This is a genomic window from Microbacterium sp. zg-B185, assembly GCF_030246885.1.
GTDB lineage: Bacteria > Actinomycetota > Actinomycetes > Actinomycetales > Microbacteriaceae > Microbacterium.
On the sequence record NZ_CP126739.1, the window covers coordinates 1,347,950 to 1,374,485 of the forward strand.

28 protein-coding genes and 1 tRNA gene are annotated in these 26,536 nt (G+C 69.7%); 24 read left to right on the top strand and 5 right to left on the bottom strand.

Annotated elements, in window-relative coordinates:
* Positions 1 to 32 precede the first annotated feature (32 nt).
* On the top strand, positions 33 to 986 hold the full coding sequence (locus QNO12_RS06420) for an FAD-dependent oxidoreductase (RefSeq protein WP_257501948.1): 954 nt from the start codon (positions 33 to 35) through the stop codon (positions 984 to 986).
* A 17-nt stretch (positions 987 to 1,003) separates the two neighbouring features.
* Positions 1,004 to 2,221 (top strand): aminotransferase-like domain-containing protein, encoded by a 1,218-nt coding sequence (locus QNO12_RS06425; protein WP_257501949.1) that lies wholly within the window; start codon positions 1,004 to 1,006, stop codon positions 2,219 to 2,221.
* A gap of 15 nt (positions 2,222 to 2,236) precedes the next feature.
* Here QNO12_RS06425 and QNO12_RS06430 read toward each other — a convergent pair whose 3' ends face one another.
* On the bottom strand, positions 2,237 to 3,115 hold the full coding sequence (locus QNO12_RS06430) for an LLM class flavin-dependent oxidoreductase (RefSeq protein WP_257501950.1): 879 nt from the start codon (positions 3,113 to 3,115) through the stop codon (positions 2,237 to 2,239).
* Positions 3,116 to 3,180: 65 nt separating this feature from the next.
* On the opposite strand from QNO12_RS06430, the gene QNO12_RS06435 reads away from it, so the two are divergent.
* The 3 genes from QNO12_RS06435 to QNO12_RS06445 all read left to right on the top strand — a co-directional run bounded on the left by QNO12_RS06435 (position 3,181) and on the right by QNO12_RS06445 (position 5,168).
* On the top strand, positions 3,181 to 3,558 hold the full coding sequence (locus QNO12_RS06435; protein WP_257501951.1) for a nuclear transport factor 2 family protein: 378 nt from the start codon (positions 3,181 to 3,183) through the stop codon (positions 3,556 to 3,558).
* 113 nt (positions 3,559 to 3,671) lie between these two features.
* On the top strand, positions 3,672 to 4,505 hold the full coding sequence (locus QNO12_RS06440; protein WP_257501952.1) for a DUF4397 domain-containing protein: 834 nt from the start codon (positions 3,672 to 3,674) through the stop codon (positions 4,503 to 4,505).
* Positions 4,506 to 4,535: 30 nt separating this feature from the next.
* On the top strand, positions 4,536 to 5,168 hold the full coding sequence (locus tag QNO12_RS06445; RefSeq protein ID WP_257501953.1) for a class F sortase: 633 nt from the start codon (positions 4,536 to 4,538) through the stop codon (positions 5,166 to 5,168).
* Between the two features lie 41 nt (positions 5,169 to 5,209).
* Here QNO12_RS06445 and QNO12_RS06450 read toward each other — a convergent pair whose 3' ends face one another.
* The gene (locus QNO12_RS06450) at positions 5,210 to 5,785 is read right to left on the bottom strand and encodes a hypothetical protein (RefSeq protein ID WP_257501954.1); all 576 of its coding nucleotides are present in this window, start codon (positions 5,783 to 5,785) and stop codon (positions 5,210 to 5,212) included.
* On the bottom strand, positions 5,782 to 6,630 hold the full coding sequence (locus tag QNO12_RS06455; protein WP_257501955.1) for an inositol monophosphatase family protein: 849 nt from the start codon (positions 6,628 to 6,630) through the stop codon (positions 5,782 to 5,784). Before QNO12_RS06455 ends, QNO12_RS06450 begins: the two co-directional genes overlap by 4 nt.
* 91 nt (positions 6,631 to 6,721) lie before the next feature.
* Between QNO12_RS06455 and QNO12_RS06460 the strand changes: the two genes are divergently transcribed.
* The 11 genes from QNO12_RS06460 to QNO12_RS06510 all read left to right on the top strand — a co-directional run bounded on the left by QNO12_RS06460 (position 6,722) and on the right by QNO12_RS06510 (position 16,225).
* Positions 6,722 to 6,794 (top strand) — tRNA-Lys (locus tag QNO12_RS06460).
* 124 nt (positions 6,795 to 6,918) lie between these two features.
* Complete coding sequence (locus tag QNO12_RS06465; RefSeq protein WP_257501956.1) at positions 6,919 to 7,482, top strand: ribonuclease H family protein; 564 nt, start codon at positions 6,919 to 6,921, stop codon at positions 7,480 to 7,482.
* Between the two features lie 132 nt (positions 7,483 to 7,614).
* Entirely contained in the window at positions 7,615 to 8,820 is a 1,206-nt protein-coding gene (locus QNO12_RS06470; RefSeq protein ID WP_257502223.1) for a substrate-binding domain-containing protein, read from the top strand.
* A 15-nt stretch (positions 8,821 to 8,835) separates the two neighbouring features.
* The gene (locus tag QNO12_RS06475) at positions 8,836 to 9,603 is read left to right on the top strand and encodes an ABC transporter ATP-binding protein (RefSeq protein ID WP_257501957.1); all 768 of its coding nucleotides are present in this window, start codon (positions 8,836 to 8,838) and stop codon (positions 9,601 to 9,603) included.
* A complete protein-coding gene (locus QNO12_RS06480; protein ID WP_374761019.1) occupies positions 9,600 to 10,352 on the top strand; it encodes an ABC transporter ATP-binding protein in 753 nt (250 codons plus the stop codon). The genes QNO12_RS06475 and QNO12_RS06480 overlap by 4 nt, the downstream gene beginning before the upstream one ends.
* On the top strand, positions 10,349 to 11,224 hold the full coding sequence (locus tag QNO12_RS06485) for a branched-chain amino acid ABC transporter permease (protein ID WP_257501958.1): 876 nt from the start codon (positions 10,349 to 10,351) through the stop codon (positions 11,222 to 11,224). The genes QNO12_RS06480 and QNO12_RS06485 overlap by 4 nt, the downstream gene beginning before the upstream one ends.
* Entirely contained in the window at positions 11,221 to 12,324 is a 1,104-nt protein-coding gene (locus QNO12_RS06490) for a branched-chain amino acid ABC transporter permease (protein ID WP_257501959.1), read from the top strand. Before QNO12_RS06485 ends, QNO12_RS06490 begins: the two co-directional genes overlap by 4 nt.
* The gene (locus tag QNO12_RS06495) at positions 12,321 to 13,886 is read left to right on the top strand and encodes a class I adenylate-forming enzyme family protein (protein ID WP_257501960.1); all 1,566 of its coding nucleotides are present in this window, start codon (positions 12,321 to 12,323) and stop codon (positions 13,884 to 13,886) included. Before QNO12_RS06490 ends, QNO12_RS06495 begins: the two co-directional genes overlap by 4 nt.
* Positions 13,870 to 14,565 carry a TetR/AcrR family transcriptional regulator gene (locus QNO12_RS06500; RefSeq protein ID WP_257501961.1) on the top strand — a complete coding sequence of 232 codons (696 nt, stop codon included), beginning with the start codon at positions 13,870 to 13,872 and terminating at the stop codon, positions 14,563 to 14,565. Before QNO12_RS06495 ends, QNO12_RS06500 begins: the two co-directional genes overlap by 17 nt.
* Positions 14,562 to 15,314, top strand: coding sequence for a 3-hydroxybutyrate dehydrogenase (locus tag QNO12_RS06505; RefSeq protein WP_257501962.1), 753 nt, complete (start codon positions 14,562 to 14,564; stop codon positions 15,312 to 15,314). Before QNO12_RS06500 ends, QNO12_RS06505 begins: the two co-directional genes overlap by 4 nt.
* Complete coding sequence (locus QNO12_RS06510) at positions 15,311 to 16,225, top strand: alpha/beta hydrolase (protein WP_257501963.1); 915 nt, start codon at positions 15,311 to 15,313, stop codon at positions 16,223 to 16,225. The genes QNO12_RS06505 and QNO12_RS06510 overlap by 4 nt, the downstream gene beginning before the upstream one ends.
* A gap of 3 nt (positions 16,226 to 16,228) precedes the next feature.
* On the opposite strand, the gene QNO12_RS06515 is transcribed toward QNO12_RS06510, so the two are convergent.
* Positions 16,229 to 17,011, bottom strand: a complete 783-nt coding sequence (locus QNO12_RS06515; RefSeq protein WP_257502225.1) for an IclR family transcriptional regulator — start codon at positions 17,009 to 17,011, stop codon at positions 16,229 to 16,231.
* A gap of 119 nt (positions 17,012 to 17,130) precedes the next feature.
* Here QNO12_RS06515 and QNO12_RS06520 point away from each other — a divergent pair, with 119 nt between their 5' ends.
* The 3 genes from QNO12_RS06520 to QNO12_RS06530 are packed head-to-tail and all read left to right on the top strand — an operon-like array spanning position 17,131 to position 19,758.
* Positions 17,131 to 17,907, top strand: a complete 777-nt coding sequence (locus QNO12_RS06520; protein WP_257501964.1) for a CoA transferase subunit A — start codon at positions 17,131 to 17,133, stop codon at positions 17,905 to 17,907.
* Position 17,908: 1 nt separating this feature from the next.
* Positions 17,909 to 18,577: a CoA transferase subunit B gene (locus tag QNO12_RS06525; protein WP_257501965.1), complete on the top strand. Its 669-nt coding sequence runs from the start codon at positions 17,909 to 17,911 to the stop codon at positions 18,575 to 18,577.
* Complete coding sequence (locus QNO12_RS06530; RefSeq protein WP_257501966.1) at positions 18,574 to 19,758, top strand: acetyl-CoA C-acetyltransferase; 1,185 nt, start codon at positions 18,574 to 18,576, stop codon at positions 19,756 to 19,758. Before QNO12_RS06525 ends, QNO12_RS06530 begins: the two co-directional genes overlap by 4 nt.
* A gap of 60 nt (positions 19,759 to 19,818) precedes the next feature.
* On the opposite strand, the gene QNO12_RS06535 is transcribed toward QNO12_RS06530, so the two are convergent.
* Entirely contained in the window at positions 19,819 to 20,073 is a 255-nt protein-coding gene (locus tag QNO12_RS06535) for a hypothetical protein (protein WP_257501967.1), read from the bottom strand.
* 131 nt (positions 20,074 to 20,204) lie between these two features.
* Here QNO12_RS06535 and QNO12_RS06540 point away from each other — a divergent pair, with 131 nt between their 5' ends.
* The 5 genes from QNO12_RS06540 to ilvN are packed head-to-tail and all read left to right on the top strand — an operon-like array spanning position 20,205 to position 26,500.
* The gene (locus QNO12_RS06540) at positions 20,205 to 21,629 is read left to right on the top strand and encodes an alpha,alpha-trehalose-phosphate synthase (UDP-forming) (RefSeq protein ID WP_257501968.1); all 1,425 of its coding nucleotides are present in this window, start codon (positions 20,205 to 20,207) and stop codon (positions 21,627 to 21,629) included.
* Positions 21,626 to 22,423 (top strand): trehalose-phosphatase, encoded by a 798-nt coding sequence (gene otsB / locus QNO12_RS06545; protein ID WP_257501969.1) that lies wholly within the window; start codon positions 21,626 to 21,628, stop codon positions 22,421 to 22,423. The genes QNO12_RS06540 and otsB overlap by 4 nt, the downstream gene beginning before the upstream one ends.
* A gap of 9 nt (positions 22,424 to 22,432) precedes the next feature.
* Positions 22,433 to 24,142 carry a dihydroxy-acid dehydratase gene (ilvD, locus tag QNO12_RS06550; protein WP_257501970.1) on the top strand — a complete coding sequence of 570 codons (1,710 nt, stop codon included), beginning with the start codon at positions 22,433 to 22,435 and terminating at the stop codon, positions 24,140 to 24,142.
* Positions 24,143 to 24,184: 42 nt separating this feature from the next.
* Positions 24,185 to 25,987: an acetolactate synthase large subunit gene (locus QNO12_RS06555; protein WP_257501971.1), complete on the top strand. Its 1,803-nt coding sequence runs from the start codon at positions 24,185 to 24,187 to the stop codon at positions 25,985 to 25,987.
* Between the two features lie 3 nt (positions 25,988 to 25,990).
* Entirely contained in the window at positions 25,991 to 26,500 is a 510-nt protein-coding gene (ilvN, locus tag QNO12_RS06560; RefSeq protein ID WP_257501972.1) for an acetolactate synthase small subunit, read from the top strand.
* Positions 26,501 to 26,536 lie beyond the last annotated feature (36 nt).

Below are 26,536 nucleotides of genomic sequence, written 5' to 3' on the forward strand. Positions count from 1 at the left end.
TTCGGCGAGGTCGCGGGCGGGCGGGCCGGCAGGTGACGCGCCGCATCGTCGTGGTCGGCGGCGGCGTGCTCGGCTCATCCGCTGCCGCAGCCCTGGCTGAGCGCGGTGACGCCGTGACGCTGATCACGGATGACCCGACGGGCACGACGCGGGTCTCGGCGGCCAGCCTCGCCTGGGTGAATGCGATCGCCACGTCACCCGCGTACGCCGCGGTGAAGGGCGATGCTCGCGCCGTCCACGCCCAGCGTGGGGTGGGCGCGGGATGGTTCTTTCAGACCGGCTCGACCGCGGACGGGATCGTCGCCGCCGAGGACGGGTACGTTGATATCACGCGGTTCATCGCCGTTCACCGCGCCCAGCTGGTCGCGGCGGGCGGCGCGGTGCGCGCCGGAATCCGGGCGCGCGGACTCCGCAGACGCGGGTCCGAGATCGTGATCGAGAGCGAGGGTTCGGATGTGTCCGGCGATCACATCGTGGCGGATGCCGTGCTGATCGCCGCCGGCACCGGAACCGCCGCTCTGGCCCGATCCGCCGGCGCCGTCGCGCACCGCCTGGGCAGTGCGCCGGGCGCCCGCGGATTCCTGGCGCGCCTGCGCGTGGACCACGCCGTCACCCGGGTCGAATCGACCGGCGGACTGCAGCTGCGCCCCGACGGTGACGGCATCCTGGCCGTCCAGAGCCTGCCCCTGGAGCGCATGCGGGCCGCGAGCGGTGAACGCGCCGCCGTCGAGACGATCTGGGCCGAGCTGCGCACCCGGACCGCGGCCGCACTGGACCGCGAGATTCCCGAGGACGCACTGATCAGCATCCATGAGGCGGAACGGCCGATGTCTGCGGACGGACTGCCGGTGCTGGGCTGGATCGCCGACCGGATCTACGTCCTGCTCGCCCACAGCGGCGTGACGCTGGCGCCCCTGCTCGCCGACCTCGCCGCGCGCGACGTGTTCGGAGACGCCGACGCGCGTCTTGCCCCCTACCGCCCCTGACCCGAATGGATGCCGACATGACTGACACGCTGCAGGACGCACGTTCGCGAGAACTGCTCGCGGGAGCCAGCGCGCTGCTGGCGAACCTGCCGGAACGCCAGGGGTTCGGCGACGCGACGCTGGTCAGGCTCTCGGCCGGCTCGATCGACCTGGGTGGCGGCAATCCGTCCGTCGACGTGCTCCCGAGGGACCTCTACCGGGATGCCGCGGCCGCCGTGACCGCCGACGCGGACTTCCCGGAGACGTTGCGGTACTCAGCCTCCGCAGGCATCCCCGCGTTCCGCGCGGCGATCGCTGCCCGCGAGGGCGTGGACCCCGGCCGGGTGATCGTCACGGACGGCGGAGCGCACGGGCTGTCGCTGGCCGTGCTCGGCACGCTCGACCCGGGCGACACGATCGTGGTGGACGATCCGGTCTATCCGCTCTTCCTGCGTGTGCTCGACCTGGTCGGTGTGCACATCGAGGCGATCCCGGTCACCGCCGAAGGCATCGACATCGATGTCCTGGCCGCCCGACTGCGCGCGGGCCTTCGTCCCAAGGCGCTGTTCACGGTGCCGACCTTCCAGAACCCCTCGGGCGCCACCCTCACCGCGGAACGGGCGGCGGCGCTGGTGGACCTCGCCGAGCAGTACGGATTCACGATCCTCTCGGACGACCCGTACCGGCAGATCGCGTTCCCCGGCACAGTCGTCCCCGACCGACCGCGGCTGCGCGACACCGACCGGGTCATCGCGGTGAACTCCTTCTCCAAGACGCTCGGACCGGGGCTCCGCCTGGGCTGGCTGACCGTCCCGACGGCGCTGGAAGCGGGCTTCACCAAGCTGCGGAACCGGCTGGACGGTCAGACCAGCGGCGTCCTGCAAGACCTCGTCGGGCGCATGCTGGCAGACCCGCGCCTGGATCCCGCGATCGCCGGCGCCGGCGCGGTGTATGCGGACAAGGCCCGTGTGCTCACGTCGGCGCTGCGCGAGCAGTTCGGCGACCGGGTGGAGCTGTCCGATCCGACCGGAGGATTCTTCGTGTGGGCGCGCCTGCGCGGCGACGTGGACTTCGCGAAGGTGTTCGAGGCCGCGCAGGACCTCGGGGTCACCTACCAGCGCGGCGAGTGGTTCGCCGCCGGTGCCGAGCAGTTCCGCGGCTTCGTGCGGTTGTCCTTCGCGGAGCCCGACGTCGACTCGCTCCGGGAGGGCGTCAACCGGCTGGCGCAGGCGTGGCGCGACGAGGGCGGTCGCTGAGGCTGCAGCCGAGGCTCACCCGGCCTCGACCATCCGGGCGACCTCGCCGACGTTCTGCATGAAACCGGCCAGGTCGCTCTCGCCCTCGCGGGGCTGCAGGACGACCGTGGTCGCCCCGGCCGCGTAGAACGGGGCGATCGCCGCCATCACCGCCTCGGCGTCGCCGACGACCGTCAAGGCGGGGTCCGCACCACCAGCCACGCGGATCAGCTCGTCGCGGAGCTGGGCCCCGGCCGTCCCTCCGCCGAACGCCGCAGAGACGAACACGACGAGCTCGTGCGCGTCGTCGCGCCCGGCGGCCGCTCGCCCCTCCCGGGCGAGAGCGAGGGTTCGGGTGACCCGGTCCGGAGTGCTCCCGGCGGGGAGGACGGTTCCATCCCCGACCTCGCCGGTGAGGCGGACGGTCTTCGGCCCCTCGCCGGCGACCATCAGGGACGGTGGCTGCGCCGGGGGCCAGTCCAGCCGGACCCGATCCAGCGAGACGTAGCGACCCGAGGTGCTGACCTCCTGGCCGGCCAGGAGGGCCCGGAGGGCAGGCACGAACTCACGCATCAGGGTCAGCGGCGAGGCGGCCCGCGCGCCCGCCTGCCCCATCCACTCCAGCACGCCGTGGCCGACCCCGGGGACGAGCCGCCCGGGAAACATCCGCTCGATGGTCGCGATCTCCATCGCCGTGACGGCGACGTTGCGCAAGGGGATCGGCGCGACGCCGATCCCGACCCGCAGTCGCGTGGTCCAGGCCAGGACAGCGGATGCCGTGGCGAACGCGGACTCGCGAAAGCAGTCCTCCCACAGCCACAGTTCGGGAACACCCGATTCGTCGGCGGTCTGCGCGGCATCGCGCAGCACCTCAGGCGGGAAGTAGGGCGTGAAGATCGCTCCGACGCGGTTCATGCGACCACCTTGTCATGCTCTCCGGACGTCTTGACCGCAGGCGGTCGTCGCGGTAGTCGTAGGGGATGGCCGATGAACTTCAGAGCTGGCTCGACCGCTATCTCCTCGCGTGGTCCTCGAACGAGCCCGACGACATCCGCGCGCTCTTCGTCGAGGACGCCACCTATGCAGGAGGCCCGTTCGACCCGGAGCCCTGGATCGGGCGCGATGCCATCGTCGAGGGCTGGCTCGCTCATAGGGACGAGCCGGGGACGTGGACGTTCCAGGGCGAGCCGCTCGCATTCTCGGACGGCGTGGGCGTGATCCAGGGCCGCACCGACTATCCGTCCGAGGGGCGGATCTACGCCAACCTGTGGGTGGTGAGCCTCGCCGACGACGGCCGCGCCCGGTCGTTCGTGGAGTGGTACATGGAACCCGGTCCGGTCCGGGAGGATCAGGCCTGAGCAGCGCCGTGGCGCGCTCAGGAGAGATTTGTCCATGCATTTGAATCCAATTCAGGGACGACGCCGAAGTACTCCGTGCAGGGCGGAAAGAGCCGCCCCTGAAGGAGGACACAGTGCGCAAGACAATCGCAGCCGGCGTCGTCGCCGGCTTCGCCCTCGCAGCGGGCTTCATCGCCCCTGCCCAGGCCATCTCGGCGACCACGGCCGATCTGTCGGTGCTTCACGGCATCCCCGACACACCGGTGGATGTCTATGTCAACGGGGAACTGACGCTCGACGACTTCCAGCCCGGCGATCTGGCCGGTCCGCTCGACCTGCCCGCGGGTGACTACGAGGTCGCCCTCACCGCGACGGATGCCGCGGACGCCAGCGCTCCGATTCTGGGGCCGATCACGCTGTCGCTGGCCGCGAACACCAGCTACACCGCGGTGGCGTTCCTGGATGAGGCGGGCGATCCCACGGCGAAGCTCTTCACGAACGACACCCAGACGACCGCTGCCGGAGAAGGTCGCCTGACCGTTCGCCACGTGGCGGCCGCACCCGCGGTGGACATCCTGGCCGGCGGGGCGCCAGTGGTCGAAGACCTGGTCAACCCCAATGAGGCGACGCTGAACCTCCCGGCCGGCACCGTCTCGGCATCCGTCGCGCTGGCGGGCACGACCGAGCCCGTGCTCGGACCGGCAGATGTCGCCATCCAGGACGGCGTGCTGACGATCGTCTACGCGTGGGGAAGCGCCGAGGCAGGGAACCTCGCACTCGCCGTGCAGAACGTCACCGTCGGACACACCGCGCCCGGTGGAGTGAACTCGGGCACCGCAGGATATGCCGCCGAGCGTGACACCGCGATGCAGGCCGGCTGGATCGTGGGCATCGCGTTCGCTGCGGCGGCGGCATCCGTGACGGTCGTGCTCGCACGTCGTTCACGTGCTGCCAAGACCGACGCCTGAACGACCGACCGACCACGCGGAGGGATACCCGTGCTACGACGACTGATCGCACCCGTTGCGCTCGTCTTCGCGCTCTCCGCGTGCGCGCCCGCCCCGGCCCCCACCGGGGCGGGCGCACCCGCGCCACCGACACCGTCGGCCGTGCCCACCCCCGCCCCGACAGCCGCTGTCGACGTCCCGATCGCGCAGAGCACCCTTGCCCCTGTTCGTGAGGCCGTCCCGCCCGTGCGGGTCCAGATCGGCGCTGCCGGGATCGACATCGAGGTGATCCCAGTCGGAGTCGAGGCCGGCGGCTTCATGGAGCTGCCGGAGAACCCCGCGATCGCCGGGTGGTACCGGTTCGGGTCGGATCCGTGGAGCCCGGACGGCAATACGGTCATCTCCGCCCACATCGACGCCCCCGAGTATCCGATCGGGCCCTTCGCCGAGCTGCGCGGACTGGCACCCGGCAGCGAAGTGACCGTGCTGGGAGGGGACGGTGCGGCGGCCGTCTACGACGTGGTGTCGGTGACCTACTATCCCAAGCAGGACCTGCCCACGGACGATATCTTCGCCCGTGTGGGCACCAGGGCGCTCGTGCTGATCACGTGCGGGGGAGCCTTCGACAGCTCCACGGGACGCTATGCCGACAACGTGGTCGTCGTGGCCGCGCCTCGGGTCTAGCTGAACCGGGTGGGGCGGACTCAGATCAGGGCGGACTCAGATCAGGGCAATGGCCACACCACCAGCAGAAGGCCCTGTTTGGTGTCGGCGTACTTCACCCACTCGTCGCCGAACAGGTACGTCAGACCGTAGCCGTCTGCGTCGGTCGCGACGGTGGTGTCCGCGCTCTCGGTGAGCATCACTCCCTCGGCTGACTCTTCGACACGCCAGCCCGCGTCCTTCAGATACTTCTGCGCATCCGCGGCCTGCTTGGCCGTGATCGGCGCCCAGCCGTAGATCTGGACGTGGTCGGTGGCGGTCGAGAAATCACCCCAGATGCACTGGACGCCCTCGGGCAGCTCCAGCTCGCCGACGCGGAACGGCTCGGCCCGCGCGGTCCAGCCGACGGCCTCGAAATCCGTGACGGTCTGGTCCGGAATGATCGTCTCGCACGTCGGGTCCTCCGCCGGCGTCGGCGGAGCCTCGGTCTCGGGCGTCGGTGTCGGTGACGTCGGTGCCGGGGCCGGGGTCTGGGACGTCTCCGGCTGTGCGGGCGGCGTGCTCGCACACCCGCTCGCCACCAGCAGCGCGGCCGCGATCATGACCGAACCGCCCAGGAGCGAGCGACGGCGCCTCATGGCGTGCTCCTCGACTCCGAGGTGGCGCCCAGCAGGTCCAGGAATGCGGAGTGGAGCACACCGTTGGTGGCCAGCGATGACCGGTCTGCGATGGAGTCCTCGCCGGCATAGGAGGTGAAACGGCCGCCGGCTTCGGTGATGATCGGCACCAGGGCGGCGATGTCGTACTCCTGCACGCCGAACTCGGCGACGAACTCCAGGCGCCCCTCCGCCAGCAGCATGTAGGGCCAGGTATCGCCGTAGCCGCGATCGCGCCACACCGAACGGGACAGGCGCACCAGCGCGTCCAGCTGTCCGGCCTCGTCCCACTGCCGAATGCTCTGGAAGCTGGCGCTCGCGTCGGAGATCGCGCCGACCGATGAGACGGCCAGTCGGCGCGGGGTGCGCTCCGGTGTGTTCGTCCACGCACCGAGGCCGGTCGCCGCCCACCACCGGCGGCCGAGAGCGGGCTGGCTGGCCACGCCGACCCGGGGCACGCCGTCGATCGAGAGAGCGATCAGGGTGGTCCACATCGGGATGCCCTTGAGATAGTTCGCGGTGCCGTCGATCGGGTCGACGATCCACTGCCGGCTCGAGTCGCCGGTGCGTCCGTACTCCTCGCCGAACACGCCGTCGTCGGGGCGCTCGGTCTCCAGGATCGAGCGGATCGCCCGCTCGGTGGCCAGGTCGGCCTCGGTGACGTGGGACGCGTCGGCCTTGAGCTGCACGTCCAGGTCGGCCGCGTCGAATCGAGCCATCGACACCGCGTCCGCGGCATCCGCGATCTGCAGCGCGAGGGTCAGATCCTCGCGCAGATCCCCGTCGAAGGGTGCGCGGAAGGACACCGAAGCGGATGGCGAGGTCACGGTGTCCAGGATACCGGCCGCAGCCCACCCGATTTCCGAGTGACGCAATCGTGATGGTAATGTTTAGCCTCGGTTCGCCCTCGCGAATCATGCACCTCTAGCTCAATCGGCAGAGCAACTGACTCTTAATCAGTGGGTTCTGGGTTCAAGTCCCAGGGGGTGCACGGATCAGCCCCGGAATCCACTCGCCAGTGGTTCCGGGGCTGTTCTGCTGGATGGTAGCGAGGTCCGTGCGATGTCAGTCCGGCATGGCGAGCCGGCACGGGTGCGGCACCGGGAGGACCAGTCATGAGCAGGTACACGGTCGCGACGGACGGCGCGTGCATGCGCAATCCCGGCCCGGCCGGATGGGCGTGGGTCGGTGAGGACGGGCGCTGGGCGGCCGGATCCCTCGAGGCCGGCACGAACAACATCGGCGAGCTCCTCGCGGTGCTCTACGCCATTCGCGACCACGCGCACCTGGCGGAACTGCACATCCAGGCCGACTCGATGTACGCCATCAACACCTACCGGTCCTGGATGGACGCGCACGCGCGACGGGGCTGGAAGACCAGCACGGGGGAGCCGACCAAGAACGCGGACATCCTGCGTGCGCTGATCGACGCCCGCGATGGCCGGCGCGCGGCAGGGATACCGGACGTGACCTTCGAGCACGTCCGGGGGCACGCCGGCCACCGCCTCAACGGCTGGGCCGACGAACGGGCGGTGCGCGCCTCGCAGCACGGCGACCGCGGGCTCGGAGCCATCTGGTCCACCGATCGGGGTCAGCCCCTTCTCGACGTCGGCGTCGACGCGCCCAAGGCGGGCGGCGACAAGGTCCGCCGGCGCAAGACGGCGGCGGCGGCGACCTAGCCCGCCCGCCGCCCCGCGCAGCGCCGTGCTCCCACAGGGATCGCCCCTTGACAGCGCGCCCTCCGTGTTCCTAGGTTACGAGTACCTGAATCAGGTTTCATGTATTCCCTTCCGATGGTGAAAGGCACGCACATGCGGGTTACGAAGAAGTTGCTCCTGGGCTCCGTGGTCACCGCCGCGGCATTCGTCCTGGCCGCCTGCGCGCCGCAGGCCTCCGCCCCGGGCGGCGACGGGTCCGAAACGCCGAGCGGCCCCGCCGAGATCACGGTGGGCATCGTCACGAGCGAGACCGGACCCCTCGCCGGGTACGGCAAGCAGTATCTGGACGCCTTCAAGGCCGGACTGGACTACGCGACGGAGGGCACCGACGAGGTGGACGGCACCGCGATCACCGTCGAGTACAAGGACGACGCCGGGGATCCCGACAAGGCGGTCACCGCAGTCAAGGAGCTCATCGGAGCGGGCGTCACGATCATCGCCGGCAGCGCCTCATCGGGGGTCGCCCTGGCCGTCGCAGAGCAGGCCGCGCAGAACAAAGTGCTCTTCGTCTCGGGCCCGGCCGCCGCCGACGCCATCACCGGCATCAACGAGTACACGTTCCGCTCCGGCCGCCAGAGCGCGCAGGACGTCGCGACCGCAGGAACCTTCCTCGATGACATCGAGGGCAAGACGATCACCGTGTTCGCTCAGAACAACGCCTTCGGACAGGGCAACGAAGCCGCCGTCCAGGCGATTCTCGGAGCGCAGGGCGCCACGGTCAACTCGGTGCTGGTCGCCGAAGACGTGACGGAGTTCACGCCCTTCGCCCAGCAGGTGCTCGCCGGCAGTCCCGATCTGGTCTTCGTGGCATGGGCGGGTGCGACATCCGGTGCGATGTGGCAGGCGATGAGCCAGCAGGGCGTGCTGGACGAGATCCCCGTCGTGACCGGTCTCGGCGACGCCGCGACGTTCGGCGCCTACGGCGAGGCATCCGAGAAGATCAGCTTCCTGAACCACTACTTCCCCGGTGCCAACGACAACGACGTGAACGCGGCGATGATCGAGCTCATCGAGGACGCCGGCGGGGCGGTGGATCTGTTCAGCCCTGACGGCTTCAACGCCGCCCTCATGATCGTGCACGCCATCCGGGAGGGAAAGGGCGATGTCGACGCGATGATCGCGGCGCTGGAGGGCTTCCAGTTCGACGGGCCGAAGGGTGCGATGGAGGTGCGCGTCGGCGACCACGCCCTGATCCAGGAGATGTACCAGACCAAACTCGTCGCCGACGGCGGCACGTTCGTTGCCGAGCTGGTCGACACGGCGGACGCCGCAGCGGTCGCTCCTGCCGAAGCCAAGTAGCGCCGCAGGCACGAGATGAGCACCCCCATCCCGTCCGCGCTGAAGATCGAGGGCCTCGGCCTGCAGATCGGCGGTGCGACGATCCTCAAGGACGTCGAGCTCGATGTCGCCGCCGGCTCGCTCGTCGGGGTCATCGGCCCCAACGGCGCCGGCAAGACCACACTGTTCAACGTGATCTCCGGCCTGATCAAGCCCACGTCAGGACGCGTCCTGATGAACGGTGACGACATCACTTCAGCGTCCGTCCCTGCGCGGGCGCGGGCGGGACTGGGGCGCACCTTTCAGACGTCGAGCCTGTTCCCGCGACTCAGCGTCCTGGAGAACGTGCGACTCGCCGCGCAGGTCTCCCTCGGCGGCGACTACTCGCTGCTGCGATTCCCCCGGCGCACGGATGCCGCCACCGATCTGGCACGGGCCAAGCTCGAGGCCGTCGGGCTCACCCACAAACTCGACCACGCGGCCGGCGACATCTCGCACGGCGACAAGCGCAAGCTCGAGATCGCCGTGCTGCTGGTGACCAACGCCGGCATCGTCCTGCTCGATGAACCCATGGCGGGCGTCGGCTCCGGTGACGTCGCAGGTCTGGTCGAGAACATCCGCGACATGCAGCGCGAGAACGGGTGCACCGTGCTGATGGTCGAGCATCACATCGACGTGCTGATGGGACTGGTGCAGAAGGTCGCGGTGATGTACTTCGGCAGCATCATCGCCTACGACACCCCGCAGAACGTGATGGAAAACCCGCTCGTCCAGAGCGCGTACCTCGGGACGGCGGCGGCGTGACCTCCGCAAATCCTCTGCCCGGCAGCATCCTGGAGGTGCGCCATCTGCGCTGCTCGATCGCCGGCCAGCAGGTCGTGGAGGATGTCACGTTCTCGGTTCCGGCAGCCGGGATCACCGCCGTCCTCGGTCGCAACGGAGTCGGCAAGACCTCGACGCTGCGCGGCATACTCGGGCTGATCACCCGTCGCGGCGAGATCACGCTCGACGGAGAGCGCATCGACGGCCTCCCCACGCACCGGATCGTGCAGCGCGGCGTCGGCTACGTGCCCGAGGACCGGGAGGTGTTCGCGAAGCTGACGGTCGCCGAGAACCTGGCACTGGCCGAACGGCAGCGCAACCCGCGCCGCGACTACGTCGACGCGCTGTTCCCGGACCTCGTCCAGCGCCGCGACCAGATGGCCGGCACACTCTCCGGAGGTCAGCAGCAGATGGTGTCGGTGGCCCGCGCCCTGCTGAACGACAACCAGCTGCTCCTGGTCGACGAGCCCACGAAAGGGCTCGCTCCGCGCGTCGTCGCCGAAGTGACCGACGCTCTGGCGGAGGCGTCCAAGATCGTCCCGATCCTGCTCGTCGAGCAGAACCTCGACGTCGTGCGGCGCCTCGCGAACGGCGCGGTCGTGATCGCCGGTGGCCGCGTGGTGCACACCGGCAGTGCGCGCGAGATCCTCGACGACGACGCCCTGACCCGCCGACTGCTCGGGGTGCACGCCGAAACCGTCCCGCACCCGGCAGAGGAGGGCACCGCATGAGCATGCTCGTCCTCACCCTCATCACCGGCGTGGGCCTCGGCGCCCTCTACTTCCTGGTCGCCTCGGGCCTCAGCCTCATCTACGGGCTCATGCACGTGCTGAACTTCGCGCACGGCGCGTTCCTGACCCTCAGCGCGTTCATCGGCTGGCTTGTCGCGCAGGCACTCGGCACGCAGTCGTGGCTGTCGTTCCTGCTCTCCATCGCCGTGGGCGCTCTGGTCGGGGCGGTGTTCGCGACGGTCACCGAGCTCGTGCTGATCCGGCCGCTGTACGAACGCCACATCGAGCAGGTCCTGGTCACCGTCGGGCTGTCCTTCGCCGCGGTCGCGCTCTTCGAGGGGATCTGGGGCACAGATCCGGTCAACATCGCCGGCCCGCCGTGGCTCAAGCAGACCACCGAGGTGCTCGGCGCCCGCATTCCGAACACCTACTGGGTGCTCATGATCGCCGCGCTGCTCGTACTCAGCGCACTGGTGATCTTCCTGCAGAAGACCCGCTACGGCATGATCATCCGCGCCGGGGTGGAGAACCGGGCGATGGTGACCGCGCTGGGCATCGACGTGCGGCGCTCCTTCACCCTGGTCTTCGCTATCGGCGGTGGGGCGGCCGGCATCGGCGGGGTCCTCGCGATGCACTACACGACGTTCGTCTCGGCCCACCTGGGCTCGACTCTGCTGATCTTCGCGTTCATCGTCACGGTGATCGGAGGGCTCGGTTCGCTCGCCGGCGCGGCGATCGCCTCGGTGCTCGTCGCGATCCTGCAGCAGTTCGCGAACACCTATCTCAACGGGACGGGCGATTTCATCGTCGTCATCCTCCTTGCGCTCGTGCTGCTGGTGCGACCGTCGGGCATTCTGGGGAGGAAGGCATGATGCGCCGCTGGCTTCCGTTCGGCCTGGGCGCCGCGCTGGTCGTGCTCATGGCCGTGCTGCCGCTGCTGAACATCTCGATCCCCGGCATCCTGCCCACCCCCACCTATATGCCGGGCACCCTCGCCCTGCTGTCGCTGTGCATGGTGTTCGCCGCCCTGGCGCTGTCGTACAACCTGCTCCTCGGATCGGCCGGGATGCTGTCCTTCGGCCACGCACTGTACTTCGGCGCCGGCGCCTACGGCCTGGGCATCGCGCTCGAGCACTTCGGTGTCCCGCTCTTTCCCGGCATCTTCGTCGCGCTGATCGGCGGCATGGGCATAGCCCTCGCGACCGGCGCGGTCGCGATGCGGGTCTCCGGCATCCCGTTCGCGATGGTGACGCTCGCCTTCGCGCAGGCCGGATCGGTGCTGGTGCGGCGCAACTCCGGCATCACCGGCGGCGAAGAGGGGCTCAGCCTGAACACCGAGCAGGTTCCCGACCTGCTGGTCGGGGTGGTGAACACCCGCAACCTGTACTGGTTCGCGCTGGCCGTCCTGGTGATCGTCTACCTGGTCACGCTCTGGGTCGACACCTCCCGGCTCGGTCACCTCGCCCGCGCCACGCGCGAGAACGAGCAGCGCGTCCGCGTGCTCGGTCTGCGCCCCTACCGGGCGAAGCTGCTGGTCTTCGTGATCGCCGGCGTGCTGGCGAGCCTGGCCGGAGTGGCGTACATGCTGCTGCAGTCCGGGACAGTGCCCCGCGCGGTCTCGGCCGACCTGACGATCACGATTCTGGTGATGGTGGTCCTCGGTGGCGTGGGCTTCCGGTGGGGTGCCATCGTGGGGGGCGTGCTGTACACGCTGCTGGACCAGCGCCTCACCGTGGTCGCCGGCTCGGAGGCTGTCGCCGGCCTTCCCGACGTCCTGCGGATCCCGCTGTCCGAGCCGCTCTTCCTCCTCGGCGTGCTGTTCATCCTCGTGGTCATGTTCCTGCCGGGCGGCATCGCCGGCACGATCGACGCGTGGTGGCGTCGCCGCCGTGGCGAGCGCGTGCGCCTGTCGCTGCAGAGCATCGACGATTCGGATGCCGATACCGAGGTCCCCGCTGAGGTACGGGTATGAGCGGGGGCATGGCCGGACAGGACGGGTCGCACACGATCGGGCGCTGGCTCACCGACCGCGCCGCGCAGTCGCCCGCGCGCATCGCGATCGATGACCGCGGCGTCACGATCGACTATGCCGGCCTCGCGGCGCGGGCCGTCGACCTGGCCGACGGACTGCGCCGCGTCGGCTACGGCCCGGGCTCGCGGCTGGCGACCATCTCGGGCAACTCCATCGACCATGTCGTGGCGTTCTTCGCCTGTGCGCTCGCCGGGGTCGCGTTCGTGCCGCTGTCGTGGCGGCTGACAGCGCGCGAATTGGGCGACCTGCTGCGTCGCACCGACCCGGCGCTCGTGCTCGTCGACGACGAGTACGCGTCGCTTGCCGCAGAGGCGCTCCGCGGGCTGGAGGAGACCCCGCCGGTCACCGCCCTGGGCTCCACGGGCGTCGAGGGGGCCGTGCCCCTGCCGCGCGGGGCGCGTCCGACGCGGCACGTCCGCGACGATGACCCGCTGCTGATCATCTTCACCTCGGGCAGCGAAGCTGCCCCCAAAGGCGTCGTGCTCACCCACGCCAACTGCTTCTGGAACAACCTGGCGCTCGGGCAGGCGCTGCCGCTGACCCAGGACGACGTCGTCCTGGCGATGCTCCCGCAGTTCCACGTCGCCGCGTGGAACTGCCAGCCGCTGCTGGCCTGGTGGATCGGTGCCACCGTCGTGCTGGAGCGCTCGTTCCAGCCGGCGCGGGCGCTACAGCTGATCGGCGACCGGCGGGTGACGGCCATGATGGGCGTGCCCACGCAGTACGCGATGCTCACCGCCGACCGCGAGTGGGCGGCCACGGATGTGTCCTGCCTTCGTCTGGCACTCGTCGGCGGCGCGACGGTGCCGCCAGAGCTGCACGACGCCTGGGCGGCGCGAGGCCTGTCGCTGACGCAGGGCTACGGACTGACCGAGGCGGCGCCGAACGTGCTGCACCTGCCCGCGCACGAGGCAGCGGCGCATCCGGGCGCGGTCGGGCGGCCCTACCCGCACGTCGGAGTGCTGATCGCCGACCCGGAGTCGCTGCTGCCGCTGGAGGGAGAGGCCACCGGTGAGCTGTGGGTTCGGGGGCCGAGCGTGTTCGCGGGCTATCTGGAGGATGAGGCGGCGACCGCGACGGCGATGGCCGGTGAGTGGCTGCGAACCGGCGACCTGGTCCACCGCAGCTCCTCCGGAGTTTTCCGCGTCGTGGACCGCATCAAGGACATCTACATCTCCGGCGGCGAGAACGTCGCTCCCGCCGAGGTGGAACTCGCGCTGTGCCTGCATCCGCTGATCGACAGCGCTGCCGTGGTCGGTGTCGCCGACCCGGTATGGGGGGAGCGCGGTGTGGCGTTCGTGGTCCCCACCGCGGGTGCAGTGCTCTCGGTGGACGAGGTGCTCGCCCACGCCCGTCGCAACCTCGCCGCGTTCAAGATCCCGGTGCACGTGGAGATCGTGACGGCGCTGCCGCGCTCCACGATCGAGAAACTGGCACGTCCGCGACTGCGCGAGCGTGCCCGAGAGCTCGTGGAAGGTGCACGGTATGACGATTCCCGATGAGCGCAGTGAGGCGAGGCCGGTCTCGTCCGCGACCGGACGGCCGCTGACCAAACGCGGTGAGGCGACCCGTCGCCGACTGCTCGAGAGCGCCGAGGTCGTCTTCGCCGAGCAGGGCTACCACGAGGCATCCATCGTCAAGATCACCGAGCGCGCCGGGATCGGCCTGGGCACGTTCTACCTGTACTTCGACAGCAAGCAGTCGATCTTCGAGGCGCTGGTGATCGATCTGAACCGCCGCGTGCGTCACTCCATGTCCGAGGCGATGGCAGGAGCATCCTCGCGACTGGAGGCCGAGCGGGCGGGCTTCACGGGGTTCTTCCGATTCACCGCCGAGCACCCGGCTCTGTACCGCGTGGTCCGCGAGGCCGAGTTCGTCTCCCCGGAGACGCTCCGCCTTCACTACACGCGCATCGTCGAAGGCTACGAGGCCGGGCTGAGTGCCGCACAGGCGACCGGTGACGTGGACCGCGCGCTGGACCCTGAGGTGACCGCGTGGGCGCTGATGGGCATGGGCGAGCTGATCGGTATGCGCTTCCTGCTGTGGGAGCGGGACACGGCGGGAAAACCGCCCTCGGTTCTGGATCCGAAGGTATTCGACGACATGATGAGGTTCATCGACAACGCCCTCGCGCCGCGTCCGAACACGATGACATCCGAGACAGGGGAGACGCAGCTATGACGGATCAGGATCTGGCGGGCAAACGGGCCCTCGTCACAGGCGGTGCCAGCGGCATCGGGCTCGCGTGCGTGCAGGAGTTCGCCGCCCGCGGTGCCCACGTCATCGTCGCCGATCACCATGTCTACCTCACCGAGTCCATCGCGGACGGGGTCGGCGGCGACCCCTGGCTGGTGGACCTGGCCGAGACGAAGGAGCTGGAGGACCTCTCACTCGACGTCGACATCCTCGTCAACAACGTCGGCATCCAGCGCGTGAGCCCGATTCCGGAGTTCGACCCGGAGACCTTCCGGCTGATGCAGCGCCTGATGGTGGAATCCCCCTTCCTGCTCATCCGCGCGGTGCTGCCCGGAATGTACCGCCGGGGCTGGGGGCGGATCATCAACGTCTCCAGCGCACACGGGCTGCGCGCCAGTGCGTTCAAGTCCGCGTACGTCACGGCCAAGCACGGTCTGGAAGGGCTGTCGAAGGTCACCGCGCTCGAGGGCGCGTCGCACGGCGTCACGAGCAACTGCATCAACCCCTCGTATGTGCGCACTCCGCTGGTCGAGCATCAGATCACCGACCAGGCGCGCGTGCACGGCATCCCCGAGGACGAGGTCCTGGAGAAGGTGCTCCTGACCGAGAACGCGATCAAGCGCCTGATCGAACCGGAGGAGGTCGCATCGCTGGTCGGCTGGCTCGTCTCCGACAACGCCGGAATGGTCACCGGCGCCTCCTACACGATGGACGGCGGATGGACGGCGCGATGAGCCGCTACCGCACGGCGGAGGTCGCCGTGGCCGGCGGCGATCTGCACGTGGCCATCTGGGAACCCGAGGGCACACCGGCGGATGCCGCGCCCGTCGTCCTGCTGATCCACGGGGTGACCGCATCCCACCTGTCCTGGCCGCTGGTCGCGGCGCGACTGCCGTTCGCCCGCGTGATCGCCCCGGACCTGCGCGGTCGAGGCCGCAGCAACGCGCTGATCGGCCCGGCAGGGCTGGACGCGCACGCGCGCGACCTGCTCGCCGTGCTCGACGCTCTCGGCGTGGACCGCGCCGTGGCGGTCGGCCACTCCATGGGCGCCTTCGTCGCGCTGGTGCTGGGGGAGCGGTACCCGGAGCGGATATCCCGACTGGTCCTGGTCGACGGCGGGCTCCCGCTGGATGTGCCGGACGAGCTTCCCACTGACGAGGTGATCCGGCTCGTCCTCGGACCCACCGCAGAACGGCTGGCGATGCGCTTCGCCACGGTGGAGGCCTACCTTGATTTCTGGCGCGCGCATCCGGCGTTCTCGCGCGACTGGACGCCCCAGCTGGAGGCCTACCTCGCCTACGACCTCGTCGGCGAGGAGCCGGAGCTGCGCCCGGCCACCAGCTACGCGACGCTCGAGGAGGACTCGATCGACCAGAACACCGGGGCGGCGATCGGCCAGGCGCTGGCCCGGATGCGGCATCCCACCGTGCTGCTGACCGCCGAGCGCGGGCTGCTGGATCAGCTGCCGGCGCTGTATGCCGCCGAACGCCTCCCGGAGCTGCTGCGCGCGTACCCCGCGCTGGTCCACACCGCCGTGCCCGACGTCAATCACTACACCGTCGTGCTGTCCGAGCGCGGGGCGGATGCGGTCGCCGACGTCGTCCGCGACCAGGTCCAGGTCGCCTCGTCCTCCGTTTCGCGCTGAGGTTCAGCGCGAGCTGGCTGCGACCCGCGTGGTCAGCTGGTGGGCGTGGGCGAGCAGGGTGCGCCCCAGGTCCGCGAGCCGGTCCGGCCCGAAGCGGAACTGCACTCCGGTCAGGCTCAACGCCCACTGCGGATGCCCCTCGCGGGTGAACACCGCCGCGCCGAGACCGAAGCTGCCCTCGACGATGAGCCCGGGGTTGAGCGCGTACCCGCGCTCCTGGGTCTCGCGCAGGCGCGTCCGCAGCCGCTGCTCGCCATGCGCGGCGCCCCATCTGCCGGACAGCTCGGGATGCCGCTCGAAATAGGCGTCCACATCGTGGGGCGGAAGGAAGGCGAGGATCGCCAGGCCCGCCGATGCGACCCCCAGGGGGAAGCGCACCCCCTCGGACAGGACGAACGAGCGGATCGGGAAGCTGCCCTCCTCACGGAGCAGGCACACCGTCTCGTCGCCGCGACGCACCGACAGGAACGCGCTCTCCTCCGTCCGCACGGCGAGGGAGCGCACGATATCGCGCGCAATGCCGGTGATGTCGTACCGGGATGCCGCGACCGAGCCCATCAGGTACAGTTCGGGGCCCGGCATCCACCGTCCGGTCCGCTCGTCCTGGTCGACGAGCCCCTCCTGGCCCAGCGCGGCGAGCAGGCGGTGGGCCGTGGGGCGGGTCAGGTCCGCGCGGCGGGCGAGCTCCGCACCGCTGAGTCCGCCCTCACCGGCACCGGTGACCAGGCGCAGCAGACGTGCCGCGCGCGCCACGGACTGCGCGCCGGGGACCGACCGATCCCGCATGGTGTCCACGATATGGACACTATGCGGTGCGTGATCCACATGGCAACAGCGGTCGTGGCTGCCGTGGGCTGCGGAGCGCAGGATGGAGGCAAGAGTTCACCCAGACACAGGAGTCGCACGTGATCGACAAGACCTACGCCTCCGCCGCAGTCGCGGTCGCGGACATCCCGGACGGCGCATCGCTGGCCGTCGGCGGCTTCGGGCTCTCCGGCAATCCGATCGCCCTCATCGAGGCGCTGCTGGCGCAGGGCACGACCGACCTGAGCATCGTCAGCAACAACTGCGGTGTGGACGACTGGGGCCTGGGCATCCTGCTCAACGCGAAGCGCATCCGCAAGATGACCTCGTCGTACGTGGGAGAGAACAAGGAGTTCGAGCGGCAGTTCCTCTCCGGAGAGCTCGAGCTGGAGCTCACGCCGCAGGGCACGCTCGCGGAGAAGCTGCGTGCGGGCGGATCCGGAATCGGCGCGTTCTACACGCAGACCGGTGTGGGCACCCAGGTCGCCGAGGGGGGCCTGCCGCGCCGTTACGACGGTCAGGGGGGAGTGGCGATCGCGTCGCCGGTGAAGGACGTGCGCATCCTCGACGTGTCCGGCGAGCCCCGCGAATACGTGCTCGAGGAGGCGATCCAGACGGATTTCTCGCTGGTGCACGCCCTGCGCGGTGACCGCTACGGCAACCTCGTCTTCAACAAGTCCGCCCGCAACTTCAACCCCCTGGCCGCGATGGCCGGGCGCGTCTGCATCGCGCAGGTCGAGGAGCTCGTCGAACCCGGCGAGCTCGACCCGGACCAGGTCCATCTGCCCGGCATCTACGTGCACCGCGTGCTCGAGGTGGGCACCGGCATCGACAAGCGCATCGAGCGCCGCACCGTCACGACGACGGAAGGGAACTGACATGGCTCTCAGCCGCAACGAGATGGCTGCCCGCGCAGCCGCCGAACTGAGCGACGGTTCGTACGTCAACCTCGGCATCGGCCTGCCCACGCTGGTGCCCAATTTCGTGCCGGACGGCGTGACGGTGGTGCTGCAGTCCGAGAACGGCATCCTCGGGGTGGGGCCCTATCCGACCGAGGCGAACGTGGATCCGGACCTGATCAACGCCGGCAAGGAGACGGTCACCGCCCTGCCCGGCGCCGCCTTCTTCGACTCCGCCACGAGCTTCGGCATGATCCGCGGCGGCAAGATCGATGCGGCCATCCTCGGAGCCATGCAGGTCTCGGCCACCGGCGACCTGGCGAACTGGATGATCCCCGGCAAGATGGTGAAGGGCCCGGGCGGCGCGATGGATCTGGTGCACGGCGCGGGCAAGGTCATCGTGCTGATGGAGCACGTAGCCAGAGACGGCTCGGCCAAGATCGTGGACTCCTGCTCCCTGCCGCTGACCGGCAAGGGCGTGGTGCACCGCATCATCACCGACCTCGCCGTGATCGACGTCACGGAGGCCGGGCTCGTGCTGGTCGAGACCGCGCCCGGCGTGAGCGTGGACGAGGTGATCGCGGCCACGGAACCGCCGCTGACCGTCTCGGAGCACCTCACCACCACCGCGGTTAAGGTGGACGCATGAACACCGAGGACGTCGTCATCGTCGCTGCCGCCCGCACCCCGCAGGGCAGGCTGAAGGGTCAGCTGGCTGCGCTCACCGCGGTGCAGCTGGGCAGCGCCGCGATCCGCGGAGCCCTCGCGCAGGGCGGGATCGCCCCGGACGCCGTCGACGCGGTGCTGATCGGACAGGTCCTGCCCGCCGGAGTCGGCCAGAACCCCGCGCGTCAGGCGGCGGTCGGCGCCGGCATCCCCTGGGACGTTCACTCCGGCTCCGTCAACAAGGTGTGCCTGTCCGGACTGACGGCGATCATCGACGCAGCGCGCATGATCGCCCTCGGTGACGCCACCGTGGTGGTGGCGGCGGGCATGGAGTCGATGACGCGCGCGCCGCATCTGCTGATGAACTCCCGCGAAGGCTGGGCCTACGGCTCGGTCGAGGTGCTAGACCACATGGCGTACGACGGGCTGACCGACGCGTATGACCGCGAGAGCATGGGCGCCTCCACCGAGCGCCACAACGAGCGTTTCGACGTCACCCGTGAGATGCAGGATGCCGTGGCCGCCCGCTCGCATCAGCGCGCCGCCGCGGCGACCGAGGCCGGCGTGTTCGATGCAGAGATCGTGCCGGTCGAGATCCCGCAGCGCAAAGGGGATCCGCTCGTCGTGAGCACCGACGAGGGGATCCGTCCGGACACGACGGTGGAGACCCTCGGCCGACTGCGCGCCGCGTTCGCCGAGGGTGGGTCGATCACCGCCGGCAACTCCTCGCAGATCTCCGACGGCGCATCCGCGGTCGTGCTGACCCGCCGCTCCCATGCCGATGCCAACGACTGGCCGGTTCTGGCCGTGGTCGGTGCCTCGGGTCAGGTCGCGGGACCGGACAACTCGCTGCACGCGCAGCCCGCGCGGGCGATCGAGAAGGCATGCCGGAAGCAGGGGATCAGCCCCGCCGATCTCGACCTGGTCGAGATCAACGAGGCGTTCGGTGCGGTCGTCGTCCGCTCGCAGCGCGAACTGGGGCTCGCTGAGGACGTGGTGAACATCCACGGCGGCGGCATCGCGATCGGACACCCGATCGGCGCGTCCGGCAACCGACTCGTGGTGCACGTGGTGCACGAGTTGCTGCGTCGCGGCAGCGGGACCGCGGCCGTGGCCCTGTGCGGCGGCGGCGGGCAGGGCGACGCCCTGATCCTGACCCGCTGACGCGGCTGGAGTCTTCCGCACATCACTCGGGTTTCGTGCAGTACGAGATCCCGCTCGCGACTACCGCCGCAGCTGCTTCTTGAGCAGCTTCTGCTCCTTGCCGTGGACGGGGGAGTCGGCGGCGATGACGGCGCCGTGCGACGCGCGCCGGGTGTCCACGATCGCGCCGATCGCCAGAGCCAGTGTGATGCCCCAGCTGAGCCACCCCAGGGCGGTGCGCCAGGTGAACGGGGCGTCCTCTCGCAGGCCGCGCAGCAGCGTGATGCCGCCGGTGATCGCGGTGAGGATGCCGGTGCCGAACAGATACTTGCGCATGCCCCCACGCTAGCGCGCGGCCGAAAATCCTGCCGCCTCTTGACATCCCCCGCCTCACCCGCCAGCGCCGGATGGGCCGGTGCCGGACGGTAACCTGGAAGTCCAGCGTCTCGTCAACCGTCAGGAGCCTCGTGACCAAGGCAGAGTTCGTCGTCGTCGCCAATCGACTGCCCGTGGACCGGACCGTCGACGATGAGGGCGCGGACGCATGGCGGCGCTCACCCGGTGGTCTGGTCACCGCACTGGAGCCGGTGATGCAGAAGGCCGACGGCGCGTGGGTCGGCTGGGCCGGCCAGCCCGATCTGGACGCGGAGCCCTTCGACTTCGAAGGAACGCACCTGGTCCCGGTGAAGCTCACCGCGGAGGACGTCGAGCTGTACTACGAGGGCTTCTCGAACGACACCATCTGGCCGCTGTACCACGACGTCATCTCCGAGCCGCGCTACAGCCGCGTCTGGTGGGACGCGTACGTCCGCGTCAACCAGCGCTTCGCCGAGGCCTCCGCGAACGCGGCGGCCGAGAACGCGATCGTGTGGGTGCAGGACTACCAGCTGCAGCTGGTTCCGAAGATGCTGCGCGAAATGCGGCCGGACGTCACGATCGGCTACTTCCACCACATCCCGTTCCCGGCATACGGCCTGTTCTCGCAGCTGCCGTGGCGGCGCCAGGTGCTGGAAGGACTGCTCGGCGCGGACGTCATCGGATTCCAGCGGGTGGCGGATGCCGGCAACTTCGCCCGCGCGGTCCGCCGCCAGCTCCGCTACGACACCAAGGCGTCCGGCATCTCGGTGCCTCGCGGCGACGGCACCACGCGCGTGGCGCTGGCCAAGGCCTTTCCGATCTCGATCGACGCGTCCTCGTACATCGAGCTCGCCCATCGCGAGGATGTGAAGGCCCGCGCGCGCGAGATCCGCGAAACGCTGGGCAACCCGAAGCGGATCTTCCTCGGCGTGGACCGGCTGGACTACACCAAGGGGATCAGCCACCGGCTCAAGGCCTACGGCGAGCTGCTGGCCGAAGGGCGCCTGAACGTCGAGGAGACCACGCTGGTGCAGGTGGCCAGTCCCAGCCGCGAACGCGTCGCGGCGTACATCCAGCTGCGCGACGAGATCGAACTGACCGTGGGCCGCATCGACGGCGACTTCGACACGATGGGTCACACCGCGATCCGCTACCTGCACCAGGCCTACCCGCGCGAAGAGATGGTCGCGCTGTTCCTCGCCGCCGACGTGATGCTCGTGACCGCCTTGCGTGACGGCATGAATCTGGTGGCCAAGGAATACGTCGCATCGCGGGTGGACAACCGGGGCGTGCTCATCCTGAGCGAGTTCGCCGGGGCGGCGGACGAGCTGGGCACCGCCGTGCGGGTCAACCCGCACGACATCGAAGGGCTCAAGGACGCGATGATGCGGGCGGTGGAGATGCCGGCGGCCGAGCAGGGACGCCGCATGCGGGCGGCACGCCGACGCGTGCTGGAGCACAGTGTCGAGGACTGGTCGCGCGAGTTCCTGGACGCGCTGGCGCAGTTCCGCAGCACTACGGAGACCGACCGATGAGCGCACTCGAAGACCCGGCGGCGATCGAAGACGCGCTGCGCAGGATCGCGGCATCCGAGCGCCTGCTGGTGGCCCTCGACTTCGACGGCACGCTCGCCCCGCTCGAGGACGAGCCGATGAAGGCGCGCGCACTGCCCGAGGCGGCCGCCGCGGTCGCGGCGCTGGCCGCCATCCCGGACACGCCGGTGGCATTCGTCTCGGGGCGCAGCCTCCACGATCTGCGAGAGATCGCCGAGCACGTCGAGGATTCGCCGGTGCATCTGGCCGGTTCGCACGGCGCCGAGTTCTGGGTTCCCGGCGAGGACACGGTCGCGATCGAGTTCGTCCCGGAGGCCGATGGCCTCCGGGACGAGCTGCGCGAGGCGATGACGGCCGGGTTGGCGCACCTGGACGGGGTGTGGGTCGAGCCCAAGACCTTCGGCTTCGGCATCCACACTCGTCTGGCCGGCGCCGAGGACGCGCAGTTCGCGAGGGATGCCGCGGACCGGCTCGTCCATCAGCGTGCGCCGCACTGGCGGCGGCGCACCGGCCACAACATCGTCGAGTACTCCTTCCGCCACGAAGGCAAGGACTCGGCGGTGGCTACCCTCCGCCGGCGGCTCGGCGCGACGGCCGTGCTGTTCGCAGGCGACGACGTCACCGACGAAGACGCCCTGGCCAGTCTGGGCCCGGACGATCTCGGCATCCGGGTGGGCGGCGGCGAGACGGCCGCGACGGTCCGCGTCGCCGATATCCGGGCACTGGCCACCGCGCTGCAGCTGCTCGCGCGAATCCGCACCAGCGCACGGGAATAGGATCGAGGAATGTCTTCTGAGCCCGGCAACAGCATCGATATCAAGCCCCGCAGCCGTGTCGTCACCGACGGCATCGAGGCGACGACATCGCGAGGCATGCTCCGCGCCGTCGGGATGGGCGACGCCGACTGGGACAAGCCGCAGATCGGCATCGCGTCCAGCTGGAACGAGATCACCCCGTGCAACCTGAGCCTGGACCGGCTCGCGCAGGGGGCCAAAGAGGGCGTGCACTCCGGCGGCGGCTATCCGCTGCAGTTCGGCACGATCTCGGTCTCCGACGGCATCTCGATGGGCCACGAGGGCATGCACTTCTCGCTGGTCTCCCGCGAGGTCATCGCCGACTCGGTCGAGACGGTCGTCATGGCCGAGCGACTGGACGGCACCGTGCTCCTGGCCGGCTGCGACAAGTCGATCCCCGGAATGCTGATGGCCAGCGCGCGGCTGAACCTGTCCAGCGTGTTCCTGTACGCCGGATCGATCGCGCCCGGCTGGGTCAAGCTCAGCGACGGCACCGAGAAGGAGATCACGATCATCGACTCCTTCGAGGGAGTCGGCGCGTGCATGGCCGGGCGGATGACCGAGGCCGACCTGAAACGGATCGAATGCGCATTCGCGCCCGGTGAGGGCGCCTGCGGCGGCATGTACACGGCCAACACGATGGCCGCCGTCGGCGAGGCGCTCGGACTGAGCCTGCCCGGATCCGCGGCACCGGCGGCCGCCGACCGCCGCCGTGACTACTACGCCCACCGCTCCGGCGAAGCCGTCGTCAACCTGCTGGAGCTCGGCATCACGACCGGTGACATCCTCACCAAGGAGGCGTTCGAGAACGCGATCGCGCTGGCGATGGCGCTCGGCGGATCGACCAACGTGGTGCTGCACCTGCTGGCCATCGCCCGCGAGGCCCAGGTGGACCTGAACCTGCACGACTTCAACCGCATCGGCGACAAGACGCCGCACATCGCCGACATGAAGCCCTTCGGCCAGTTCGTCATGAACGACGTCGACCGGCAGGGCGGCATCCCGGTCATCATGAAGGCGATGCTCGATGAGGGTCTGCTGCACGGAGACGCCCTCACGGTGACCGGCAAGACGCTGGCCGAGAACCTCCGCGAGCTCAACCCGGACCCGGTCGACGGCACCGTCATCCACACCCTCGACAACCCGATCCACGCGACCGGCGGCATCACCATCCTGCACGGCACGATGGCCCCCGAGGGGGCGGTCGTGAAGTCCGCCGGCTTCGACGCGAACGTCTTCGAAGGACCCGCCCGCGTGTTCGAGCGCGAGCGCGCGGCCATGGACGCCCTCGAGGCGGGCGGCATCAGCGCCGGCGACGTCGTCGTCATCCGCTACGAGGGCCCGAAGGGCGGCCCCGGGATGCGCGAGATGCTCGCGATCACGGCCGCCATCAAGGGCGCCGGCCTCGGAAAAGATGTACTACTGTTGACGGACGGCAGATTCTCGGGCGGCACAACCGGCCTGTGCATCGGCCACATAGCTCCCGAAGCGGTGGACGCAGGTCCGATCGCCTTCGTGCGCGATGGTGATCTGATACGGGTCGATATCGCGGCTCGAACTCTCGACCTACTCGTCGACGAGGCCGAGCTGGGTTCCCGCCGTTCTGGCTGGGAGCCGCTACCTCCGCGCTATACCCGTGGCGTTCTTGCCAAATACTCGAAGCTCGTGCGCTCCGCTGCGGAGGGCGCGGTCACGGGTTAAGGCCTGCCCCAGACACTCATCTCTCGACAGAGGATCATCATCATGTCCGCCGAATCCGCCACGGCCCTTCCCCGGCCACCCGCTCGCACCGCGCCCGCGCCCGTGCTCACGGGCGCGCAGGCGGTCGTCCGCTCGCTCGAACTGCTGGGCGTCACCGACGTCTTCGGTCTGCCGGGCGGCGCCATCCTGCCTGTGTACGACCCGCTCATGGACAGCACCGAGCTGCGCCACATCCTCGTCCGCCACGAGCAGGGCGCCGGTCACGCGGCCGAAGGCTACGCCGCAGCATCCAACAAGGTCGGCGTCGCCATCGCCACGTCCGGCCCGGGCGCGACCAACCTCGTGACCGCCATCGCCGACGCCTACATGGATTCGGTGCCGATCGTCTGCATCACCGGACAGGTGTTCTCCAACCTGATGGGCACGGACGCCTTCCAGGAGGCGGACATCGTGGGCATCACGATGCCCATCACGAAGCACTCGTTCCTGGTCAAGCGTGCCGAGGACATCCCCAGCGCGATCGCGGCCGCCTTCCACATCGCCGGCACCGGTCGTCCCGGCCCGGTGCTGGTGGACATCACCAAGGACGCCCAGCAGGCCGAGGTGCCGTTCGTCTGGCCGCCCAAGGTGGACCTGCCGGGGTACCGGCCGGTGGTCAAGGCGCACGGCAAGCAGATCCAGGCGGCGGCACAGCTGCTCGCCCACGCGAAGAAGCCCGTCCTGTACGTCGGCGGCGGAGTGATCCGCTCGCAGGCGTCCGAGGAGCTGCTCGCCCTCGCCGAGACGACCGGAGCCCCGGTGGTCACCACGCTCATGGCCCGCGGCGCGTTCCCGGATTCGCACGCTCAGCATCTGGGCATGCCCGGAATGCACGGCACGGTGCCCGCGGTGCTGGCGCTGCAGGAAGCGGATCTGCTCGTCTCGCTGGGTGCGCGCTTCGATGACCGCGTGACCGGCAAGGCGGCACTGTTCGCGCCGAACGCGAAGGTCGTGCACGTCGACATCGATCCCGCCGAGATCGGCAAGATCCGCACCGCGGACGTGCCCATCGTGGGCGACTTGAAGGAGGTGCTGGTCGACCTCGAGGCCGCGTACCGCAGCCAGGCCGACGGCGCCGTGGCGGACACCGAGGAATGGTGGTCGTTCCTGGACGGGCTGCGCGATGAGTTCCCGCTCGGCTACACGCAGCCGACGGACGGACTCATGTCTCCGCAGTACGTCATCTCGCGCATCGGCGAGCTCACCGGGCCGGAGGGCATCTTCGCCGCCGGCGTCGGCCAGCACCAGATGTGGGCGGCGCAGTTCATCAAGTACGAGCGTCCGAACGCGTGGCTGAACTCCGGCGGCGCGGGCACGATGGGCTACTCGGTGCCGGCGGCGATGGGCGCCAAAGTCGCCGAGCCGGACCGTCACGTGTGGGCGATCGACGGCGACGGATGCTTCCAGATGACCAACCAGGAGCTGGCCACCTGCGCCATCAACAACATCCCGATCAAGGTCGCGATCATCAACAACTCCTCGCTGGGCATGGTGCGCCAGTGGCAGAGCCTGTTCTACGACGGCCGGTACTCGCACACCGACCTGAACACCGGACACGGCACGGTCCGCATCCCCGACTTCGTCAAGCTCGCAGAGGCGTACGGCTGTCTGGCGATCCGCGTCGAGAAGGAAGAGGACGTGGATGCCGCGATCACGCTCGCGCTGGAGACCAACGACCGGCCCGTCGTCATCGACTTCGTCGTGAGCGCCGACGCCATGGTCTGGCCGATGGTGCCGCAGGGCGTCAGCAACAGCTACGTCCAGTACGCCCGAGACCACTCGCCGGCGTTCGATGAGGAGGCCTGAGCCATGCCGAGCCACGTGCTGAGTCTCCTGGTGGAGGACAAACCGGGTCTGCTGACCCGTGTCGCGGGGCTGTTCGCCCGTCGCGGCTTCAACATCGAATCCCTCGCGGTGGGCGTCACCGAGGTGCCGGGGCTGTCCCGCATCACGGTCGTGGTCGACGTCGACGAGCTGCCGCTCGAGCAGGTGACCAAGCAGCTGAACAAGCTGGTCAACGTCATCAAGATCGTCGAGCTGGACATGACCTCGTCGGTGCAGCGCGAGCACATGCTCGTGAAGGTGCGCGCCGACAACGCCAGCCGCTCGAACGTCCTCGAGGTCGTGAACCTGTTCCGCGGGTCGATCGTCGACTACGCGCCGGATGCGCTCGTGGTCGAGGTGACCGGCGACAAGGGCAAGGTGGATGCGTTCCTCCGCGCTCTGGAGCCGTTCGGCATCAAGGAACTGGCGCAGTCCGGGCTCCTCGCCCTCGGCCGCGGCGGCAAGAGCATCACCGAGCGCGTCCTGCGCGGCTGACTCGGACAGAGACCAAGAACACAAGGAGAACACATC

What these genes read in the sequence shown, in the direction of transcription:
- QNO12_RS06425 (WP_257501949.1), top strand. Translation starts at nt 1,004, where the DNA reads ATGACTGACACGCTGCAGGACGCACGTTCGCGAGAACTGCTCGCGGGA.
- QNO12_RS06430 (WP_257501950.1), bottom strand. Translation starts at nt 3,115, where the DNA reads ATGAACCGCGTCGGAGCGATCTTCACGCCCTACTTCCCGCCTGAGGTG.
- QNO12_RS06435 (WP_257501951.1), top strand. Translation starts at nt 3,181, where the DNA reads ATGGCCGATGAACTTCAGAGCTGGCTCGACCGCTATCTCCTCGCGTGG.
- QNO12_RS06450 (WP_257501954.1), bottom strand. Translation starts at nt 5,785, where the DNA reads ATGAGGCGCCGTCGCTCGCTCCTGGGCGGTTCGGTCATGATCGCGGCC.
- QNO12_RS06465 (WP_257501956.1), top strand. Translation starts at nt 6,919, where the DNA reads ATGAGCAGGTACACGGTCGCGACGGACGGCGCGTGCATGCGCAATCCC.
- QNO12_RS06470 (WP_257502223.1), top strand. Translation starts at nt 7,615, where the DNA reads ATGCGGGTTACGAAGAAGTTGCTCCTGGGCTCCGTGGTCACCGCCGCG.
- QNO12_RS06475 (WP_257501957.1), top strand. Translation starts at nt 8,836, where the DNA reads ATGAGCACCCCCATCCCGTCCGCGCTGAAGATCGAGGGCCTCGGCCTG.
- QNO12_RS06485 (WP_257501958.1), top strand. Translation starts at nt 10,349, where the DNA reads ATGAGCATGCTCGTCCTCACCCTCATCACCGGCGTGGGCCTCGGCGCC.
- QNO12_RS06490 (WP_257501959.1), top strand. Translation starts at nt 11,221, where the DNA reads ATGATGCGCCGCTGGCTTCCGTTCGGCCTGGGCGCCGCGCTGGTCGTG.
- QNO12_RS06495 (WP_257501960.1), top strand. Translation starts at nt 12,321, where the DNA reads ATGAGCGGGGGCATGGCCGGACAGGACGGGTCGCACACGATCGGGCGC.
- QNO12_RS06500 (WP_257501961.1), top strand. Translation starts at nt 13,870, where the DNA reads ATGACGATTCCCGATGAGCGCAGTGAGGCGAGGCCGGTCTCGTCCGCG.
- QNO12_RS06505 (WP_257501962.1), top strand. Translation starts at nt 14,562, where the DNA reads ATGACGGATCAGGATCTGGCGGGCAAACGGGCCCTCGTCACAGGCGGT.
- QNO12_RS06510 (WP_257501963.1), top strand. Translation starts at nt 15,311, where the DNA reads ATGAGCCGCTACCGCACGGCGGAGGTCGCCGTGGCCGGCGGCGATCTG.
- QNO12_RS06515 (WP_257502225.1), bottom strand. Translation starts at nt 17,011, where the DNA reads ATGCGGGATCGGTCGGTCCCCGGCGCGCAGTCCGTGGCGCGCGCGGCA.
- QNO12_RS06525 (WP_257501965.1), top strand. Translation starts at nt 17,909, where the DNA reads ATGGCTCTCAGCCGCAACGAGATGGCTGCCCGCGCAGCCGCCGAACTG.
- QNO12_RS06530 (WP_257501966.1), top strand. Translation starts at nt 18,574, where the DNA reads ATGAACACCGAGGACGTCGTCATCGTCGCTGCCGCCCGCACCCCGCAG.
- QNO12_RS06535 (WP_257501967.1), bottom strand. Translation starts at nt 20,073, where the DNA reads ATGCGCAAGTATCTGTTCGGCACCGGCATCCTCACCGCGATCACCGGC.
- otsB (WP_257501969.1), top strand. Translation starts at nt 21,626, where the DNA reads ATGAGCGCACTCGAAGACCCGGCGGCGATCGAAGACGCGCTGCGCAGG.
- ilvD (WP_257501970.1), top strand. Translation starts at nt 22,433, where the DNA reads ATGTCTTCTGAGCCCGGCAACAGCATCGATATCAAGCCCCGCAGCCGT.
- QNO12_RS06555 (WP_257501971.1), top strand. Translation starts at nt 24,185, where the DNA reads ATGTCCGCCGAATCCGCCACGGCCCTTCCCCGGCCACCCGCTCGCACC.
- ilvN (WP_257501972.1), top strand. Translation starts at nt 25,991, where the DNA reads ATGCCGAGCCACGTGCTGAGTCTCCTGGTGGAGGACAAACCGGGTCTG.